This is a genomic window from Cereibacter sphaeroides 2.4.1, from assembly GCF_000012905.2.
Lineage (GTDB): Bacteria > Pseudomonadota > Alphaproteobacteria > Rhodobacterales > Rhodobacteraceae > Cereibacter_A > Cereibacter_A sphaeroides.
The window spans coordinates 2642254-2659577 of sequence record NC_007493.2; the positions used below are offsets into that span (position 1 = coordinate 2642254).

Here is a 17324-nt window from a genome sequence, read left to right on the forward strand (position 1 = left end):
CGAGAGATGCCGAAAGATGAGGAATCGCTTTTCCGATCAAGGCTCAAGGCATAAGCAGCTTACCTCCGCATGGCAACGCGGGAAACGCGCCGCCGCAGGGCGGAAAGGGGAATCTCGCCGAATTCCCACGGTGTGAACTATATTGAAGTCTGGCAGTGCGACATGATTGCCACGCGGGAGACGAGGAAAGCATGACGCGAAGCGACAATCGCAAGGGACTGGAGGAGCTGCGCGCCGTCCGCCGCAGCACCATGGGCGCGCTGACGTCCGTGTTCCTCTTCAGCATCTTCGTCAATCTGCTGATGCTGACGGGCCCGCTCTACATGCTGCAGGTCTACGACCGGGTGCTCGGCTCGCGCTCCGAGGAGACGCTGCTCGCGCTGTCCCTGCTCGTGACCTTCCTGTTCGTCGCCATGGGCGTGCTCGACCATGCGCGGGCGCGCGTCATGGCGCGCGTGGGCGCAGGCTTTCAGGAGAAGCTCGACCGCCGCGTCTTCGAGGCCGCGGTGCGGCGGCTCTCGCTCGCGCCCGGCGATCCGTCGGCCGTGGCAGCGCAGCGCGATCTCGAATCGGTGCAGCGGCTCTGGGCCTCGCCGGTGCTGATCGCGCTCTTCGACATTCCCTGGACCCCGTTCTTCCTCGCGGCCATCTTCGTCTTCCACCCCTACATGGGCTGGCTCGCCATCGGGGGCGGCGTCGTCCTCGTGATCGTGACGATCCTGAACCAGCGCCTGTCCGAGGGGCCGATGCAGAAGGCCAACATCGTGGCGCTGCAGGCCGACCGGTTTGCCGAGAACCTCAAGTCGGAATCCGAGGTGGTGCAGGCGCTCGGCATGGCGGGCAACGGCTTCGACCGCTGGCACAAGGCGCGTGCCGCCGCGCTCGACGCGAACATGGCGGCGGCCGACCTGACGGGCGCCTTCGGCACGCTGACCAAGACGCTGCGCCTCTTCCTGCAGTCGGCGATGCTGGGGCTCGGCGCGTGGCTCGTCCTGCAGCAGGAACTGAGCGCGGGCGCCATGATCGCGGGCTCGATCCTGATGGGCCGGGCGCTCGCCCCGATCGAGAGCGCCATCGGCCAGTGGGCGCTGGTGCAGCGCGCCTCCGAAGGCTGGCGACGGCTGGGAGAGCTGCTGACCCGCCAGCCGGTCGAGCCGCCGCGCATCGCCCTGCCCCGCCCGCGGGCGCTGATCGAGGCGCAGAACCTCTCCGTGGTGCCGCCGGGCGAGGCGGTCGCGGTGCTGCGCGGCGTGAGCTTCCGGCTGGATCCGGGTCAGGCGCTCGGGGTCATCGGCCCCTCCGGGTCGGGCAAGTCCACGCTGGCGCGGGCCCTGATCGGGGTCTGGCGTCCGGCCGCGGGCAAGGTCCGGCTCGATGGCGCCGCCCTCGACCAGTATGACCCGGACGTGCTCGGCGGCTATATCGGTTACCTGCCCCAGCGCGTGACGCTGTTCGAGGGCACCATCGCCGAGAATATCGCGCGCCTCCGGGGCGCGCCCGATGGTGACGCCGTGGTGGCCGCCGCGCGCAAGGCCGCCGCGCACGACATGATCGTGGCACTTCCCTCGGGCTACGACACCCGCGTCTCGGCCCTGGGTGGCCGGCTGTCCGGCGGGCAGATCCAGCGCATCGGGCTCGCGCGCGCCATGTACGGCAACCCCGTGTTCCTCGTCCTCGACGAGCCGAACTCGAACCTCGACAATGAGGGCTCGCTTGCGCTGAACGCGGCGATCCGCTCGATGAAGCAGGCGGGAGGGTCGGTGTTCATCATGGCCCACCGCCCCGCCGCAATTCAGGAGTGCGACCTCCTCATGGTGATGGAGAACGGAATGCGCGCCGCCTTCGGCCAGCGCGACGCCGTGCTGCGCGACATGGTGAAGAACCATACCGAGATCGTGCGAAACGCAGGCCCCGGAGGCGTGACATGAGCCGCCCCGTCCCCTGGTCGAGCCGCAAGCCGCTGATCCTCGGCTTCGCGACGCTCGCCCTCCTCGTCGGCGGCTTCGGCACCTGGAGCGTGGCCTCCTCCATCTCGGGGGCCATCGTGGTGCAGGGCCAGATCGAGGTCGAGCAGAACCGGCAGGTCGTCCAGCATCCCGACGGCGGAGTGGTCGAGAGCATCGAGGTCTCGGAAGGATCCGTGGTGCAGGCGGGCGACATTCTGCTGCGGTTCGACGGCACGACGCTGCGCACCGAGCTTGCGATCGTCGAGGGGCAGCTTTTCGAGATGCTGGCCCGCCGCGCGCGGCTCGAGGCCGAACGCGACGACGCCAAGGGCCTGGGCGTCTTTCCGGCCCTCCTGGAGGCGGAGAAGAACCGTCCCGTCGTGGCCGAGCAGATCGAGGGGCAGAAGCGCCTCTTCGCCGCGCGGAGCGAGAGCTTCGCCCAGCAGATCGAACAGCTCGGCAAGCGCAAGGCGCAGATCGTGAGCCAGATCGAGGGCGTGGATGCCCAGATCTCCGCTCTGGGCACCCAGCTGCGGCTGATCGAGGAAGAGCTCTCCGACCAGCAGGACCTTCTGTCCAAGGGTCTGGCGCAGGCCAGCCGGGTGCTCAGCCTGCAGCGCGAGGAAGCGCGGCTCGAGGGCGAGCTGGGCGAGCTCACCGCCTCGCGGGCCAACAACGAAGGCCGCATGACCGAGCTCGACATCGAGATGCTGCGCTTGGGCTCGACCCGCCGCGAGGAGGCGATCACCCAGCTGCGCGACTTCGGCTACCGCGAACTGGAACTGGCCGAACGGCGCAGCGCGCTGATCGAGCAGATCAACCGGCTGGATCTGCGCGCCCCGGTCTCGGGCATCGTTCTGGGGCTGCAGGTGACGACCCCCCGGGCCGTGGTGCGGGCGGCCGATCCGGTGCTCTACATCATCCCGCAGGATCGCCCGCTGGTGATCGCGGGCCATGTGCCGCCGATCCATATCGACGAAGTGGCGGTGGGCCAGCCCGTGCGCCTCGTCTTCTCGGCCTTCTCCAGCCGCACGACACCCGAGCTCACCGGCCATGTCACCGTGCTCTCCGCCGATGCGCTGACCGACAACCGGACCCAGACCTCCTACTACCGGGCCGAGATCATGCTCGACCCCGGCGAGACGGCAAAGCTCGAGGATCGCAACCTCGTCCCGGGGATGCCGGTCGAGGCCTTCATCCGCACGGGAGAGCGCTCGCCGCTGGCCTACCTGCTGAAGCCCTTCACCGACTATTTCAACCGCGCCATGCGCGAGACCTGAGACGGCCGGCCGGCGGGTCCGGCCGCTCTTCCGGCCCGGGGGGCCTAAGGGTCGGAAGAGGTCGTGCTTGCCCCCCGGCCCATCCGCCTCTAGCCTCCGGCTGAAATCACCGGAGCCTGCCCCATGACCATCGAAGCCCGCCTCGCCGAACTCGGCGTCACCCTTCCCGACGCCCCCGTCCCTGCGGCGAACTACGTCCCCTTCGTGAAGACGGGCGCGCTCGTCCATGTCTCGGGCCAGATCAGCCAGGGGCCCGACGGCCTCATCCGCGGCAAGCTCGGCGCCGACATGGAGGTGGCCGCGGGCGCCGCGGCGGCGCAGGCCTGCGCGATCAGCCTGCTCTCCCAGCTGCGCCGCGCCTGCGACGGCGATCTCGAGCGTCTCGTCCGCGTGGTCAAGCTGGTGGGCTTCGTCAATTCCACACCGGACTTCACCGACCAGCCCAAGGTCATCAACGGCGCCTCGGACTTCCTCGTCGAAGTGCTGGGCGAGGCCGGCCGCCATGCACGATCGGCGGTCTCGGCGGCCAGCCTGCCCTTCGGCGTGGCGGTCGAGATCGAGGCGATCTTCGAGATCCGCTGATGCGCGCGCCCCTGCCCGAGGCATTCCTGCGCCTGCCCATCGCCCACCGCGCGCTGCACGACCGTGCCGCGGGCCGACCCGAAAACTCGCCCGGCGCGATCCGCGCCGCCATCGAGGCGGGCTACGGGATCGAGATCGACCTGCAGCTCTCGGCCGATGGCGTGCCGATGGTGTTCCACGACGAGACCCTCGACCGGCTCACCGCCGAGACGGGCCCTCTCGCCGCCCGCACCGCGGCCGAGCTCCGCGCCATCCCGCTTCGCGACGCCGCGGACACCATCCCCACGCTCGCCGAGGTTCTGGAGCTGGTCGCAGGCCGGGTGCCGCTCCTCATCGAGATCAAGGATCAGGACGGGGCGCTCGGCCCTGCGGTGGGGGCGCTCGAGGCCGCGACCGCCGCGGCGCTCGAAGGCTACGGCGGCCCCGCCGCGGTCATGTCCTTCAACCCCCAGTCCATGGCCGAGATGGCGCGCCTTCGTCCCGACCTGCCGCGCGGCCTCGTCACCTCGAGCTACGATCCCACCGACTGGGCGCCGGTGCCGCCCGAGACCTGCGCCCGCCTCCGCGCCATCCCCGATTACGACCGGGTGGAGGCGAGCTTCGTCTCGCACGAGGCCCCCGATCTCGACCGCCCCCGGGTGGCCGAGCTCAAGGCCCAAGGCGCCGCGATCCTCTGCTGGACCATCCGGTCGCCCGAGGCAGAGGCCCTCGCGCGCCGTGTCGCCGCCAACGTGACCTTCGAGGGCTACCGCGCCGCCCTTCCGGCTTGACCCCGACCCGCGCCGCCCCAGTTCACAGGCGGCGCAAGCCTCTTTCACTCTGCGCAAATATCCTCGGGGGTGCGGGGGCAGACAGCCCCCGCGGACGCCCGCCGCTTCCTGCCCTGTCCGGACAAGCCCGCCTCCATGAGCACCGCCGCCATCGAGATCACCGCCCACGCCGGACTGACCGAGATCCCGGCCGCCGACTGGGATGCGGTGGCCTGCCCCGAGGCGGCCTCCGGCCGCCCGATCGATCCCTTCACCACCCACCGCTTCCTCTCGGCCCTCGAACGGTCGGGCTCGGTCGGCCCCGGCACCGGCTGGCAGCCCCATCCGCTGGTGGCCCGGATGGGCGGACGGCTCATCGCGGCGGCGCCGCTCTATGCCAAGCTCCACAGTCAGGGCGAATATATCTTCGACCACAACTGGGCCCATGCCTACGAGCGGGCGGGCGGGCGCTATTACCCCAAGCTCCAGATCGCCGTGCCCTTCACCCCCGCCACCGGGCGCCGCTTCCTCACGCTGCCCGGGCTCGAGGACACGGGCCGCGCGGCGCTCGTGCAGGGGGCGGTCGAGATCGCCGGGCGGAACGGGCTCTCCTCGCTCCACGCCACCTTCTGCACCGAAGCGGAGGCCGAGGCGGGCGCCGGGCTGGGTCTCCTGCACCGCGTCACCCAGCAGTTCCACTGGGTGAACGAGGGCTATGCCGACTTCGGAGAGTTTCTCGACGCCCTCTCCTCGCGCAAGCGCAAGGCCATCCGCAAGGAGCGCGAGACCGCCCGCGCCTTCGGCGGCACCATCCGCTGCCTCACCGGCGACGAGATCGAGCCGCGGCATTGGGACGCGTTCTGGACCTTCTATCAGGACACCGGCAACCGCAAGTGGGGCCGCCCCTACCTCACCCGCCGCGCCTTTGCCGAATTTCACGCCACGATGCGCGACGACATCCTGCTGGTGCTGGCCGAGCGCGAGGGTCGGCCGATCGCGGGGGCGCTCAATTTCATCGGCCGCGACACGCTTTTCGGGCGCTATTGGGGCTGCATCGAGGATCATGCCTGCCTGCATTTCGAGCTCTGCTACCATCAGGCCATCGACTGGGCCATCGCGCACGGGCTTGCCCGCGTCGAGGCCGGAGCGCAGGGTGAGCACAAGCTCGCCCGTGGCTACCTGCCGGTGCCGATCCATTCGCTGCACTGGTTCGCCGACCCGGGGCTGGGCGATGCGGTGGCCCGCTATCTCGACGCCGAGCGGCGCGCGACCGACGAGGAGATCGAGGTGCTGACCGCCTACGGCCCCTTCCGCCGCGGCGGCGGAGAGGAATGACGGAGAGAGGCATGGACAGGCTCACGCTCTATACGAACCCCCGCTCGCGCGGGCGCATCGCGCGCTGGATGCTCGAGGAGGTCGGCCAGCCCTACGACCTCGTGACGATGGATTACGGCCCCGAGATGCATACGTCCGACTATCTGGCGCTCAATCCGATGGGCAAGGTTCCCACCGTCACGCACGGGTCGCGGGTCATCACCGAGACGGCCGCGATCTGCGCCTATCTCGCCGACGCCTTCCCCGAAGCAGGGCTCGTGCCCGAGAACCGGGCCTCCTACTACCGCTGGCTCTTCTTCGCCGCGGGCCCCTTCGAGGCGGCGGTGATCGACCGGGCGCTCGGGGTGCAGATCCCTCCGGAGCGGACCGTGATGGTGGGCTACGGCGACTTCGACCGGGCCGTGGCCACGCTCGAGCACGCGGTCTCGGATACGCCCTTCATCGCCGGCGAGCGGTTCAGCGCGGCCGACGTGCAGGTCGGTTCCCAGATCGGCTGGGGGCTCCAGTTCGGCACGATCCCCGACCGGCCGGCCTTCCGCGCCTACTGGGAGCGGCTGGCAGACCGCCCGGCGCGGGTGCGGGCGGCAGCCATGGACGATGCGCTGATGGCCGGGGCCTCCCATGGCTGATGCGCTCGATCTCGCTCCCCTGCTGGCCGCAGGATGGAGCCACGATCCCGAACGCGGCGTGCTCTCGAAGACCTTCGGCTTCGAGACCTTCGTCGCGGCCTTCGGCTTCATGACGCGCGTGGCGCTCTGGGCCGAGAAGTGGAACCATCACCCGGACTGGAGCAACTCCTACGGAACGGTCGAGGTCAGCCTCACGAGCCACGACGCGGGCGGCCTGACGGAGCGCGACCTGAAGCTCGCCCGCAAGATCGACGAGCTGGCGGCGGCCTGACGGAGTTTCCACCGGGCGCGCCGGTCCCCGGGACAGGCCGCGCCTCCCCCCGGGGCCGGGTCAAGAGCCTTGCCCCGCGGCAAGCGATGTCGCCCCGGGCGCGCCCCGGATCCCCGGGGCAGGCCGTGCCTCCCCCGGGGGTCGCGTCCGCGGTCAGATCGCGGCCAGCAGCGCCTCGCCGCCCGAGGTTTCGCAGACGCCGGGGCTCTCCTCGAGATGGATCACGGCGACCACCCCGTCCTTGGCCTGCAGCGCATAGCGGCGCGAGCGGCCGATCAGCCCCACGGGCGGCGCGTCGAAGGCCAGACCCAGAGCCTTGGTGAAGGCGCCATCCGCATCGGCGAGCATGGTGATGCCCGCCCCCGAAGCGCCGGTGGATTCGCCCCAGGCCTTCATCACGAAGGGATCGTTGACCGAGACGCAGATGATCTCGTCCACGCCCTTGCCCGCGAACTGGTCCTTGGTGCGGATGAAGGAGGGCACATGGGCCGAGTGGCAGGTGGGCGTGAAGGCCCCCGGCACGGCGAAGATCACCACGTTCCGGCCCTTCAGCCGCTCCGACAGCTGCACCTGCTCGGGCCCCTCGGCCCCGATCCGCACCAAAGTCGCTTCGGGCAGCCGGTCGCCTACCGAAATCACCATCTCTTGTCCCCATCGCGTTGCGTTTCCGATGCCGCGAGTTATAGGGTCGCGCCGGACGCCCGGCCAGTCGATTTGTCGCAGGGCTATGGAGTGAAGGGTCATGCCGGACATCGTGGTGGTCGGAGCGGGACAGGCGGGCGCCGCGCTGGTGGCGAAGCTCAGGGCGCTGAAATTCGAGGGCAGCATCCTGCTTGCCGGCGAAGAGCCGAGCCCGCCCTACCAGCGTCCGCCCCTGTCCAAGGCCTATCTGCTCGGCACGATGGAGGAGGAGCGGCTCTGGCTGCGCAACCGTGCCTTCTATGCCGAGGCCGGGATCGAGCTGCGTCTGGGCGCGCCCGTGACCGCCATCGACCGCGCCGCGCGCACGGTGACGGTGGGCGGCGAGGCGATCCCCTATGGCCGGCTCGCGCTGACGACGGGCTCGGCCGCGCGGCATCTGCCCGAGGCCGCGGGCGGCGGGCTCGACGGGGTCTATACCGTCCGCACCCTCGCCGATGTGGACCGGATGCGGCCCGAGTTCCGGGCGGGCCGCCGGCTCGTGGTGATCGGCGGCGGCTATATCGGGCTCGAGGCCGCGGCGGTGGGCGCGAAGCTCGGCCTTGCCGTGACGGTGGTCGAGATGGCGCCGCGCATCCTGCAGCGGGTGGCGGCCCCCGAGACGGCGGACTGGTTCCGCGCGCTCCATGCCGCGCACGGGGTGCGCATCCTCGAGGGCGTGGCGCTCGAACGGCTGACCGGCGAGGGCCGGGTGACAGGCGCGCTTCTGGCCGACGGCACCCATCTTCCCGCGGATTTCGTGATCGCGGGCGTGGGGATCCGCCCCGTGACGGAGCTTGCCGAAGCGGCGGGCCTCGCGCTCGACAACGGCATCGCGGTGGATGCGCTGGGGCAGACCTCGGACCCCGCCATCTGGTCGGCGGGCGACTGCGCCTCCTTCCCCTGGAGGGGCGGGCGGCTGCGGCTCGAATCGGTGCAGAACGCCATCGATCAGGCCGAAGCGGTGGCCGCGAACATGCTGGGCGCAGGCGCGCCCTACCTGCCCGCGCCCTGGTTCTGGTCGGACCAGTTCGACACCAAGCTCCAGATCGCGGGGCTCAATCTCGGCTACGACCGGGTGGTGACGCGCGGGCCCGAGGGCGGCTCGGTCTCCTTCTGGTATTACCGCGGCGTGGAGCTGCTGGCCGTCGATGCGGTGAACGAGCCGCGCGCCTATATGGTGGGCAAGCGGCTGATCGAAGCCGGCCGCAGCCCCGCGCCCGACGCGGTGGCCGATGCCGCGGTGCCGCTGAAGTCGCTGCTCGTATGAGGATCATCGGCGGGCAGCGGCGCGGGCTGAAGCTCGCCGAGGTGGGCGACGGCGACGCCAGGGCGCATCTGCGCCCGACCTCGGACCGGGTGCGCGAGGCGATCTTCAACCTCCTCCTGAACGGAGGCTACGGCAATCCGGTGGCAGGCGCCCATGTGCTCGACCTCTTTGCGGGCACGGGCGCGCTCGGGCTCGAGGCGCTGTCGCGGGGCGCGCAGCGGGCCAGCTTCGTGGAAAACGGGACGGCGGCGCTGGCGCTCCTGCGGCGCAACATCGCCCTGATGCGGGCCGAGGCGGCCACCGCGGTCGAGCGGCGCGACGCGACGCAGGCCCCTCCAGTGCCGGCCACGCCCGTCACGCTCTGCTTCCTCGACCCGCCCTATGGCAAGGGACTGGGCGAGCGCGCGCTTGCCGCCCACGCGGGCTGGCTCGCTCCCGGCGCCCTCGTCCTGTGGGAGGAGAACATCGCCCCGGTTCCGCCGGAAGGCTTCACGCAACTCGACCAGCGGCGCTACGGCGACACGCTGGTCACCATTCTGGAGGCGCCATGATCGAGGCGGTGATCTTCGACTGCGACGGCGTGCTGGTGGACAGCGAACCCACGGCCTTCGCGCTTCTGGGCGAGGATCTCGCCCGCCACGGCCTTGCGCTCGACCATGCGACGCTCGAGGCGCATTTCCTCGGCGGCACCATTCCCGGCGCGGCCGTGACGGCCCGCCGTCTGGGGGCCGACCTGCCTGCGGACTGGGTGGAGGATTTCTACGAGCGGCTCTATGCGCGACTGGCCGAGGGCACGCCGCTCATCCCCCATGTCGAGGAGGTGGTGGCCGCGCTCGATCAGGCGGGCATCCCCTATGCGGTGGGCTCGAACGGGTCCGACCGCAAGATGCAGGTGACGCTCGGCCAGCATCCGGCCCTGATGGCGCGGCTCGACGGGCGGCTGTTCTCGGGCCAGTCGATGGATGCGCCGAAGCCCGCGCCCGACCTTTATCTCCATGCCGCCCGCGCGCTGGGGGTGGAGCCCGACCGCTGCGCGGTGATCGAGGACAGCCCGACCGGCGCCCGCGCCGCCCGCGCTGCCGGCATGACCTGCTTCGGCTATGTGCCCGACGGCAGTCCGGAGGCGCTCGTGGCCGAGGGCGCGCGGCCCTTCTCGGACATGCGCGAGCTGCCTGCCCTCCTCGGTCTCTAGCGGCCGCCGCGATCTTCGACTGGAACCCGGCGCCGCCAGCGCCGGTTGCCCTCCGACAGTCACGGAGGCTCCATGCGCGACCCGATCCGATATGCGCCCGACATCGAACGTCCCGAGGCGGAGGAAGAGCAGACCGAGCGTTTGCTCTGCCGGGCGCTGACCGAGATCCTCGACACGACCTCGGGCAACTACGGCCATGCGGTGCGCGCGGTCCATGCCAAGAGCCACGGGATCTTCGAGGCGCGCTTCGAGATCCTGCCCGATCTGCCGCCCGAGCTGGCGCAGGGCCTGTTCGCGCGGCCGGGAAGGCACCCGGCGCTGGTGCGCATCTCGACCAATCCGGGCGATCTGCTGCCCGACAGCGTCTCGGTGCCCCGCGGGCTCGCGCTGAAGATCCTCGAGGTGGAGGGCGAGCGCCTTGCCCATGCCGAGGGCGACACGCAGGACTTCGTGATGGTCAATGGCCCGGCCTTCGCGGCACCCGATGCGGCGAGCTTCCTCAAGAGCCTGAACCGCCTCGCCCGGACCACCGATCAGGCGACCTGGGCCAAGGTCGCTCTGTCCTCGGTGCTCCGCGGGGCCGAGAAGGTGCTCGAGGCCGCCGGCGGCGAGAGTGCCACGCTGAAGACCATGGGCGGCGCCCCGAACGTGCATCCGCTGGGCGAGAGCTACTTCAGCCAGACGGCCTTCCGGCACGGCGACTTCATCGCGAAATATCAACTGGTCCCCGTCTCGGGCAGCCTCACCCGCCTTACGGGCGAGGAGATCCCCGCCGCCGGCGCGCCGGACGCGCTGCGCGAGCGTGTGGCGCAGGATCTGGCCGAAGGCGGCGTCTGGGAGTTTCGCGTCCAGCTCTGCCGGAACGCCGAGACGATGCCGGTCGAGGATCCAAGCCGGATCTGGAGCGAGGAGGAGAGCCCCTTCGTGACGGTGGCGCGCCTGACCGCACCGCCGCAGCCGGGCTGGAGCGAAGCGCGGGCCGAGGCCGTCGACGATCCGATCCGCTTCTCGGTCTGGACAGGGCTTGCCGCGCACCGGCCGCTTGGCGCGATCAACCGCGTGCGGCTGGCGACCTACAGGCTCTCCTCCGACTATCGCGCGGCCTGCAACCGCTGCCCGATCCACGAGCCGGACCGGGTGGACCTGCCCTGACGATCACTTACTTGCGAACGGCTCGCAGATTATCCTTGAAGTTTTGCGAATGCCTCGCATTATCATCCCCGGAGGTGCGAGCATGAACATGCGACGGATCGGATGGGCCGCCTCGATGGCGACGCTCCTCATGGCAGGGCCGGCGCTCGCCGACCGGCTGAAGGTCGCCACGACCTTCACGGTCATCGCCGACATGGCGCAGAACGTGGCGGGCGACGCGGCCGAGGTGGTGTCGATCACCCGCCCCGGCGCCGAGATCCACGGCTACGAGCCCACGCCGCGCGATATCGTGCGCGCCTGGGACGCGGACCTGATCCTCTGGAACGGGCTCAATCTCGAGCTCTGGTTCGAGCAGTTCCTCTCCAACCTGAAGGATGTGCCGTCGGTGACGGTGAGCGACGGGATCGAGCCGCTGGCGGTCGCGGGCGGCGAATATCGCGGCAGGCCCAATCCGCACGCCTGGATGGGCCTCGACAATGCCATGATCTACATCGACAACATCGCCCGCGCGCTGGCCGAGGCCGATCCGGCCCATGCCGAGACCTATCGGGCCAATGCGGCAGGCTACAAGGAGCGGCTCCGGGCGACCATCGGGCCCCTGCGCGACCGGATCGCGGCCCTGCCCGAGGAGCGGCGCTGGCTCGTGACCTGCGAGGGCGCCTTTTCCTATCTCGCCCGCGACTTCGGGCTGAAGGAGCTCTATCTCTGGCCGATGAACACCGATCAGGTCGGCACGCCGCAGCAGGTGCGCACGGTGATCGACGGGGTGAAGGCCCACGCGATCCCGGCGGTCTTCTGCGAGAGCACGGTGAACAACGCCCCCGCCCGGCAGGTCGCGCGCGAGACGGGGGCGGCCTACGGCGGCATGCTCTATGTGGACAGCCTGAGCCCGCGCGACGGGCCGGTGCCGACCTATCTCGACCTCCTGCGGGTGACGGCCGAGACCATCGCGAACGGGCTGGAGGGCACGAGATGAGACCGGAGATCCCCTCGGCCGGGGCGGAGGCGGGCGCGGGCATCTCGGTCCGCGACGTGACCGTGACCTACCGCAACGGCCATACGGCGCTGCGCCATGCGAGCTTCTCGCTGCCGCGCGGGACGGTGGCGGCGCTCGTGGGCGTCAACGGGGCGGGCAAGTCCACGCTCTTCAAGGCGGTCATGGGCCTCGTGCCGGTGGGCTCGGGCGAGATCCGGCTGCTCGGTCGCACGGTGCCCGAGGCACTGCGGCAGAATCTCGTCGCCTATGTGCCGCAATCCGAGGAGGTGGACTGGACCTTCCCGGTGCTCGTCGAGGATGTGGTGATGATGGGCCGCTACGGCCACATGGGCTTCCTGCGCCGCCCGAAGGCCGCCGACCGCGCCGCCGTGGCCGAGGCGCTGGCCCGCGTCGGCATGGAGGGGCTGCGCCACCGCCAGATCGGCGAGCTCTCGGGCGGTCAGAGGAAGCGCGTGTTTCTCGCCCGGGCGCTGGCGCAGGAAGGGCAGGTGATCCTGCTCGACGAGCCCTTCACCGGCGTCGATGTCCAGACCGAGGGCGAGATCGTGGCCCTCCTGCGCGAATTGCGCGCCGAGGGGCGGGTGATGCTGGTTTCGACCCACAATCTCGGCTCGGTGCCGGAATTCTGCGACCGCACCGTGCTCGTGAAGGGCACCGTGCTGGCCTACGGGCCCACCGAGACCACCTTCACCCATGCCAATCTCGAGGCGGCCTTCGGCGGCGTGCTCCGGCGCTTCACCCTGTCGGGCACGCTCCTGCACGACGACGACGACCCGCGCGAGGTCAGCATCCTCACCGACGACGAGCGGCCCTTCGTGCAGTATGGCGGCCGCACCCACCGGCAGGAGGCCGAGGATGAGCGCGGCTGAGCTCTGGGAGCCGTTCCTCTACGGCTACATGACCAACGCCATGTGGGTCTCGGCGCTGGTGGGGGCGGTCTGCGCCTTCCTGTCCTGCTTCCTGATGCTGAAGGGCTGGTCGCTGATCGGCGACGCCCTCTCGCATTCCGTCGTGCCGGGCGTGGCGGGCGCCTATGTGCTGGGCCTGCCCTTCGCGCTCGGCGCCTTCCTTGCGGGCGGGCTCGCGGCGGGGGCCATGCTCTTCCTCTCCGGCCGCAGCGGGCTCAAGACCGACGTGGTAATCGGGCTGATCTTCACCTCCTTCTTCGGGCTCGGCCTCTTCATGATCTCGGTCGATCCGATGGCGATCTCGATCCAGACCATCATCATGGGCAACATCCTCGCCATCTCGCCCTACGACACGGCGCAGCTCGCGGTGATCGGGGTGGTCTCGCTCGCGATCCTGCTCGCGACATGGAAGGACCTGATGGTGACCTTCTTCGACGAGACCCACGCCCGTTCCATCGGGATCCGCACGGGGGCGATGAAGCTTCTGTTCTTCACGCTGCTCTCGGCCTCCATCGTGGCGGCGATGCAGACGGTGGGGGCCTTCCTCGTGATTGCCATGGTGGTGACGCCCGGCGCCACGGCCTACCTGCTCTGCGACCGCTTCCCGCGCCTGCTGACGCTGGCCGTGGCCATCGGAGCCGCCACGGGCTTCCTCGGGGCCTACATCTCCTATTTCCTCGACGGGGCCACGGGGGCGGTGATCGTGACGCTGCAGACGGCGCTCTTCCTGCTGGCCTTCACCTTCGCGCCCAAGCACGGGATGCTGGCCGCCCGCCGCCGCGCTGCCGAGGCGCTGGAGCAGCCATGACCGAGACGCTCCTCTTCCCGTTCCAGTTTCCCTTCATGCAGAACGCCTTCCTCGTCTGCCTGCTGGTGGCGGTGCCGACGGCGCTTCTCTCCTGCCTTCTGGTCCTGAAGGGCTGGGCGCTGATGGGCGATGCCATCAGCCACGCCATCCTGCCGGGCGTGGTGCTGGCCTATATCGCGGGCGTGCCGCTGCTGGTGGGCGCCTTCGGCGCGGGCATGGCCTGCGCGCTCGTCACGGGCTTCCTCGCGGGCAACAGCCGGGTCAAGCAGGACACGGTGATGGGCGTGGTCTTCGCCGGCATGTTCGGGCTGGGGCTGCTGCTCTACACCTCCATCGAGACGGACGTGCATCTCGACCATATCCTCTTCGGCAACATGCTGGGCGTGGGACCCGAGGATCTTCTGGTCTCGGGGGCGATCTCGGCGGGCGTGACGGGGGCGCTCCTGCTCACCTGGAAGGATCTGCTTCTCCATGCGTTCGATCCGGCGCAGGCGCGGGCCTCGGGCCTCAGGGTGGGGCTGCTGCATTACGGCCTCCTGACCGCGCTCGCGCTGACCATCGTGGCCACGCTGACCGCCACCGGCCTCATCCTCGCCGTGGGCCTGCTGATCGCGCCGGGAGCCATCGCCTTCCTGACGGTGCGGCGCTTCGGGCCGATGCTGATCGTTGCGGTGGCGGTCTGCCTTGCCGCGATGCTGGCCGGCACCTATGCGAGCTTCTTCCTCGACAGCGCCCCCGCCCCCACCATCATCCTGATCCTGAGCGGGATCTTCGTGCTGGCCTTCCTCGCCCGGCTGCGGCGTAACCGGCGCGCGGCGCTCAGCGCGGCAGCCCCGCCTCGCTGAGCAGCGCCGCCAGCTCCACCGCATTGCGCGCCCCCATCTTCGCAATGAGGCGCGAGCGGTGCAGCTCGACCGTGCGCATGGCGATGCCCAGCGTGTCGGCGATCTGCTTGTTGAGCCGCCCCTGCAGCATCAGCCGCAGCACCTCCTCCTCGCGCGCGGACAGGGTGGCGAGGCGGCGCGCCACATCCTCGCGCGCGCCGCTGTGGGCCAGCTGCGCGGCATGGGCCTCGATGGCGGCGAGCACCAGATCGACCAGCGCATTGTCGTTGAAGGGCTTCTCGACGAAATCGAAGGCGCCGGCCTTCAGCGCGCGCACCGCCACCGGCACATCGGCATGGCCGGTGAGGAAGATCACCGGCGCGGCGCAGCCCGCCGCGCGCAGCCGGTCGAACGTGTCCGGCCCCGAGATGCCCCCCATCCGCACGTCGAGCATGATGCAGGCGCAGTCGGGCAGCGGCAGCGCCTCGAGAAAGGCCTCGCCCGAGGGCCAGCCCTGCACGCGCAGCCCCCGCGAGGCGAAGAGAAACGAGAGCGCGTCGCGGATCGCCTCGTCATCGTCGATGATATGGACGCACCCTGTCATTCGGCGGCCACTCCTTCTTCGGCGGCGGCGGGCAACGCCACCCGGAACACGGTGCCCCCGCCCTCGCGCGGGCGGTGGGTCAGGCGGCCGCGGTGCATCTCGACGATGGTGCGGCAGATGTTCAGCCCGATGCCCATACCCTCGGCCTTGGTCGAGGTGAAGGCGTCGAACAGCCGGTCGGCCACCTCGGGCGCGATGCCGGGGCCCCGGTCGGCCACCTCGATCACGGCGCGCGCGGGCCCGGGGCGGAGGCTCACGGTCAGCGCATCGACGGCTCCCGCCTCGCCCATCGCCTCGATGCCGTTGCGCATGAGGTTGATGAGGAGCTGCTCGAGCAGGATCCGGTCGGCGAGCACAAGCGGCGCGGGCGCCACGTCGACCGCGATCCGCACCCCGCGCACCCGCGCATCCGCCTCGAGGAAACCGGCGGTCTCGCGCACGACCGTCGCCAGATCGAGCGCCGAGAACCGCGGCTCGCGCTTGCGCACGAGATCCTGGATCCGGCGGATGATCTGGCCCGCCCGGTCGGCCTGATGCGAGAGCTTGGCCAGCGCCGACGACAGAAGCGCCGGATCCGCCCGCTCCTGCCGCAGGAGGTTCGCGGCCCCCGCCGCATAGCTCGCGATGGCGGCGAGCGGCTGGTTCAGCTCATGCGCCAGCGTCGAGGCCATCTCGCCCAGCGTCACCAGACGGCCCGTCCGCGCAAGGCTCTCCTCCTGCTCGCGGGCGAGGCGGGCGGCGCGGCGGGCCTCGGTGATGTCGATGATCGAGCCCATCCAGCCGCGGTGCATCCCCTTCGCGTCGATCAGCGGCGCCTCGTAGACCTGCACGTCGATCTCGGTCCCGTCGCTGCGGCGGAAGCGGGTCTCGAAGGCCTGCGGCTCGGCGCCGCCCACGGCCAGCGCCCGCTGGCGGCGCAGGGTTTCCTCGATCCGGTCGGGGGCCCAGTAGGGCATGGGCTGGTCGTGGCCGACCAGATCCTCGGCATTCCACCCCACGAGCTTGCAGAAGGCGGAATTGACATAGAGCACCCGCCCCGCATGGTCCTTGGCGCGCAGGCCCACGGTCAGGCTCTCCTCCATCGAGCGGCGGAAGGCCATCTCCTCGTTCAGCCGCAGTTCGGCCGCACGCCGCCGCTGCGCGTTGCGGTAAAGGGCGAGGAGCGCGAGGATCGCGAAGGCCGCCAGCCCCGCGATGGCCGCGGGCAGGAGGGCACGGGCGAAGGGCGCGGCCCCCTCGTAGGAGGTGATGCGCAGCACCGCGCCCGGAAGCGGCGGATCGAAGCTGATCGAATGGCTGGGGCCTTCCGGCTCGGGCGTCCCGCGCGAACGGCGGGCCCGCACCGAGTCGCTGCCGTCGAGCAGCCAGACCGCATATTGCTCGGCGATCCACCAGGGGATGTGTCGCTCGAGCATCAGGGGCAGCGAGACGGTGGCGGTGATGACCTCGTCCGAGCCCTGCGGCCGCAGGCCCATCGTCACCGTCTGCCCGTCCATCAGCGCATAGACCGGGCGGGCCCGGGCCTCGGCGCGCCGGAGCTGCGCGGCCAGCTCCTCGTCGGCGCGGGTGTCGGCGGGGCCCGGCACGGCCCGACGGATGCCGCCCTCCGCATCGTGCCAGACGATCGAGAGGATCTCGGGATTGGCCGCGATATGGGCCCGTGCCCGCGCCTCGAGCACGGCGGGCGCCGTGCCGCCCGCCTCGTCCAGCCCAAGGCGCGCCAGCATGTCCTCGTCGACCGAGAGCTGGAAGCGCAGCGTCTGCTCGACCCAGAGCGCGTCGGTCGCAAGCTTGGTGCGGATCTGCTCGGTCTCGCTGCGGCCCGCGATCCAGACCGAGGCCGCCACCAGCGCCACCAGCGCGACGATGGCCACCAGCGGCATGAGCGAGAGCAGATCCACGCGGCCACGGTCCGCGGGCGGATCGAGCGCCCACGGCTCGCTCGGGCGTGCGCCCGCCTGCCGGCCTGTCCGCTCTTCCACCCGTCCTCCCTCGCGCCGCCCCGCCTGCGACAAGCTGTCGTCCCTGCGGCCCCTTGCGGAAACCCACAATAGCGGCAGGCCGTCGCGACTGGCAAGGAAGGGCAGGACCGCCGGGAG

The 17324-nt window shown here is 70.8% G+C and carries 18 protein-coding genes; 15 read left to right on the top strand and 3 right to left on the bottom strand.

Translation table 11 applies throughout. The annotated features are described in order from the left end of the window. The first annotated feature begins 191 nt into the window (after positions 1 to 191). The 7 genes from RSP_RS12815 (at position 192) to RSP_RS12845 (ending at position 6792) form a co-directional block, all read left to right on the top strand. Positions 192 to 1928 carry a type I secretion system permease/ATPase gene (locus RSP_RS12815; RefSeq protein WP_011338570.1) on the top strand — a complete coding sequence of 579 codons (1737 nt, stop codon included), beginning with the start codon at positions 192 to 194 and terminating at the stop codon, positions 1926 to 1928. Next, positions 1925 to 3226 (top strand): HlyD family type I secretion periplasmic adaptor subunit, encoded by a 1302-nt coding sequence (locus tag RSP_RS12820; RefSeq protein ID WP_011338571.1) that lies wholly within the window; start codon positions 1925 to 1927, stop codon positions 3224 to 3226. Before RSP_RS12815 ends, RSP_RS12820 begins: the two co-directional genes overlap by 4 nt. A 123-nt stretch (positions 3227 to 3349) precedes the next feature. Further along, a complete protein-coding gene (locus tag RSP_RS12825; RefSeq protein WP_009561623.1) occupies positions 3350 to 3808 on the top strand; it encodes a RidA family protein in 459 nt (152 codons plus the stop codon). After that, complete coding sequence (locus tag RSP_RS12830; RefSeq protein ID WP_011338572.1) at positions 3808 to 4578, top strand: glycerophosphodiester phosphodiesterase family protein; 771 nt, start codon at positions 3808 to 3810, stop codon at positions 4576 to 4578. Before RSP_RS12825 ends, RSP_RS12830 begins: the two co-directional genes overlap by 1 nt. Positions 4579 to 4713: 135 nt before the next feature. After that, positions 4714 to 5892: a GNAT family N-acetyltransferase gene (locus tag RSP_RS12835; RefSeq protein ID WP_023003715.1), complete on the top strand. Its 1179-nt coding sequence runs from the start codon at positions 4714 to 4716 to the stop codon at positions 5890 to 5892. Between the two features lie 11 nt (positions 5893 to 5903). Further along, entirely contained in the window at positions 5904 to 6521 is a 618-nt protein-coding gene (locus tag RSP_RS12840; protein WP_023003717.1) for a glutathione S-transferase family protein, read from the top strand. Further along, the gene (locus tag RSP_RS12845; protein ID WP_011338575.1) at positions 6514 to 6792 is read left to right on the top strand and encodes a 4a-hydroxytetrahydrobiopterin dehydratase; all 279 of its coding nucleotides are present in this window, start codon (positions 6514 to 6516) and stop codon (positions 6790 to 6792) included. Before RSP_RS12840 ends, RSP_RS12845 begins: the two co-directional genes overlap by 8 nt. 153 nt (positions 6793 to 6945) lie before the next feature. On the opposite strand, the gene RSP_RS12850 is transcribed toward RSP_RS12845, so the two are convergent. Then, a complete protein-coding gene (locus tag RSP_RS12850) occupies positions 6946 to 7434 on the bottom strand; it encodes a peroxiredoxin (protein WP_011338576.1) in 489 nt (162 codons plus the stop codon). Positions 7435 to 7534: 100 nt separating this feature from the next. Between RSP_RS12850 and RSP_RS12855 the strand changes: the two genes are divergently transcribed. The 8 genes from RSP_RS12855 (at position 7535) to RSP_RS12890 (ending at position 14642) form a co-directional block, all read left to right on the top strand. Then, complete coding sequence (locus RSP_RS12855) at positions 7535 to 8740, top strand: NAD(P)/FAD-dependent oxidoreductase (RefSeq protein WP_011338577.1); 1206 nt, start codon at positions 7535 to 7537, stop codon at positions 8738 to 8740. After that, the gene (gene rsmD, locus RSP_RS12860) at positions 8737 to 9291 is read left to right on the top strand and encodes a 16S rRNA (guanine(966)-N(2))-methyltransferase RsmD (RefSeq protein WP_011338578.1); all 555 of its coding nucleotides are present in this window, start codon (positions 8737 to 8739) and stop codon (positions 9289 to 9291) included. The genes RSP_RS12855 and rsmD overlap by 4 nt, the downstream gene beginning before the upstream one ends. Further along, positions 9288 to 9932: an HAD family hydrolase gene (locus RSP_RS12865; RefSeq protein ID WP_011338579.1), complete on the top strand. Its 645-nt coding sequence runs from the start codon at positions 9288 to 9290 to the stop codon at positions 9930 to 9932. Before rsmD ends, RSP_RS12865 begins: the two co-directional genes overlap by 4 nt. A gap of 72 nt (positions 9933 to 10004) precedes the next feature. After that, positions 10005 to 11084 carry a catalase family protein gene (locus tag RSP_RS12870; RefSeq protein WP_011338580.1) on the top strand — a complete coding sequence of 360 codons (1080 nt, stop codon included), beginning with the start codon at positions 10005 to 10007 and terminating at the stop codon, positions 11082 to 11084. A gap of 82 nt (positions 11085 to 11166) precedes the next feature. Then, a complete protein-coding gene (locus RSP_RS12875) occupies positions 11167 to 12060 on the top strand; it encodes a metal ABC transporter substrate-binding protein (RefSeq protein ID WP_011338581.1) in 894 nt (297 codons plus the stop codon). Next, positions 12057 to 12950 carry a manganese/iron ABC transporter ATP-binding protein gene (locus RSP_RS12880; RefSeq protein ID WP_011338582.1) on the top strand — a complete coding sequence of 298 codons (894 nt, stop codon included), beginning with the start codon at positions 12057 to 12059 and terminating at the stop codon, positions 12948 to 12950. Before RSP_RS12875 ends, RSP_RS12880 begins: the two co-directional genes overlap by 4 nt. Further along, the gene (locus RSP_RS12885) at positions 12937 to 13797 is read left to right on the top strand and encodes a metal ABC transporter permease (protein ID WP_011338583.1); all 861 of its coding nucleotides are present in this window, start codon (positions 12937 to 12939) and stop codon (positions 13795 to 13797) included. The genes RSP_RS12880 and RSP_RS12885 overlap by 14 nt, the downstream gene beginning before the upstream one ends. Next, positions 13794 to 14642, top strand: a complete 849-nt coding sequence (locus RSP_RS12890; RefSeq protein ID WP_011338584.1) for a metal ABC transporter permease — start codon at positions 13794 to 13796, stop codon at positions 14640 to 14642. The genes RSP_RS12885 and RSP_RS12890 overlap by 4 nt, the downstream gene beginning before the upstream one ends. On the opposite strand, the gene RSP_RS12895 is transcribed toward RSP_RS12890, so the two are convergent. Beyond that, positions 14617 to 15225, bottom strand: a complete 609-nt coding sequence (locus RSP_RS12895; protein ID WP_011338585.1) for a response regulator transcription factor — start codon at positions 15223 to 15225, stop codon at positions 14617 to 14619. The genes RSP_RS12890 and RSP_RS12895 overlap by 26 nt on opposite strands. Continuing rightward, complete coding sequence (locus RSP_RS12900) at positions 15222 to 17207, bottom strand: two-component system sensor histidine kinase NtrB (protein WP_011338586.1); 1986 nt, start codon at positions 17205 to 17207, stop codon at positions 15222 to 15224. Before RSP_RS12900 ends, RSP_RS12895 begins: the two co-directional genes overlap by 4 nt. Positions 17208 to 17324 lie beyond the last annotated feature (117 nt).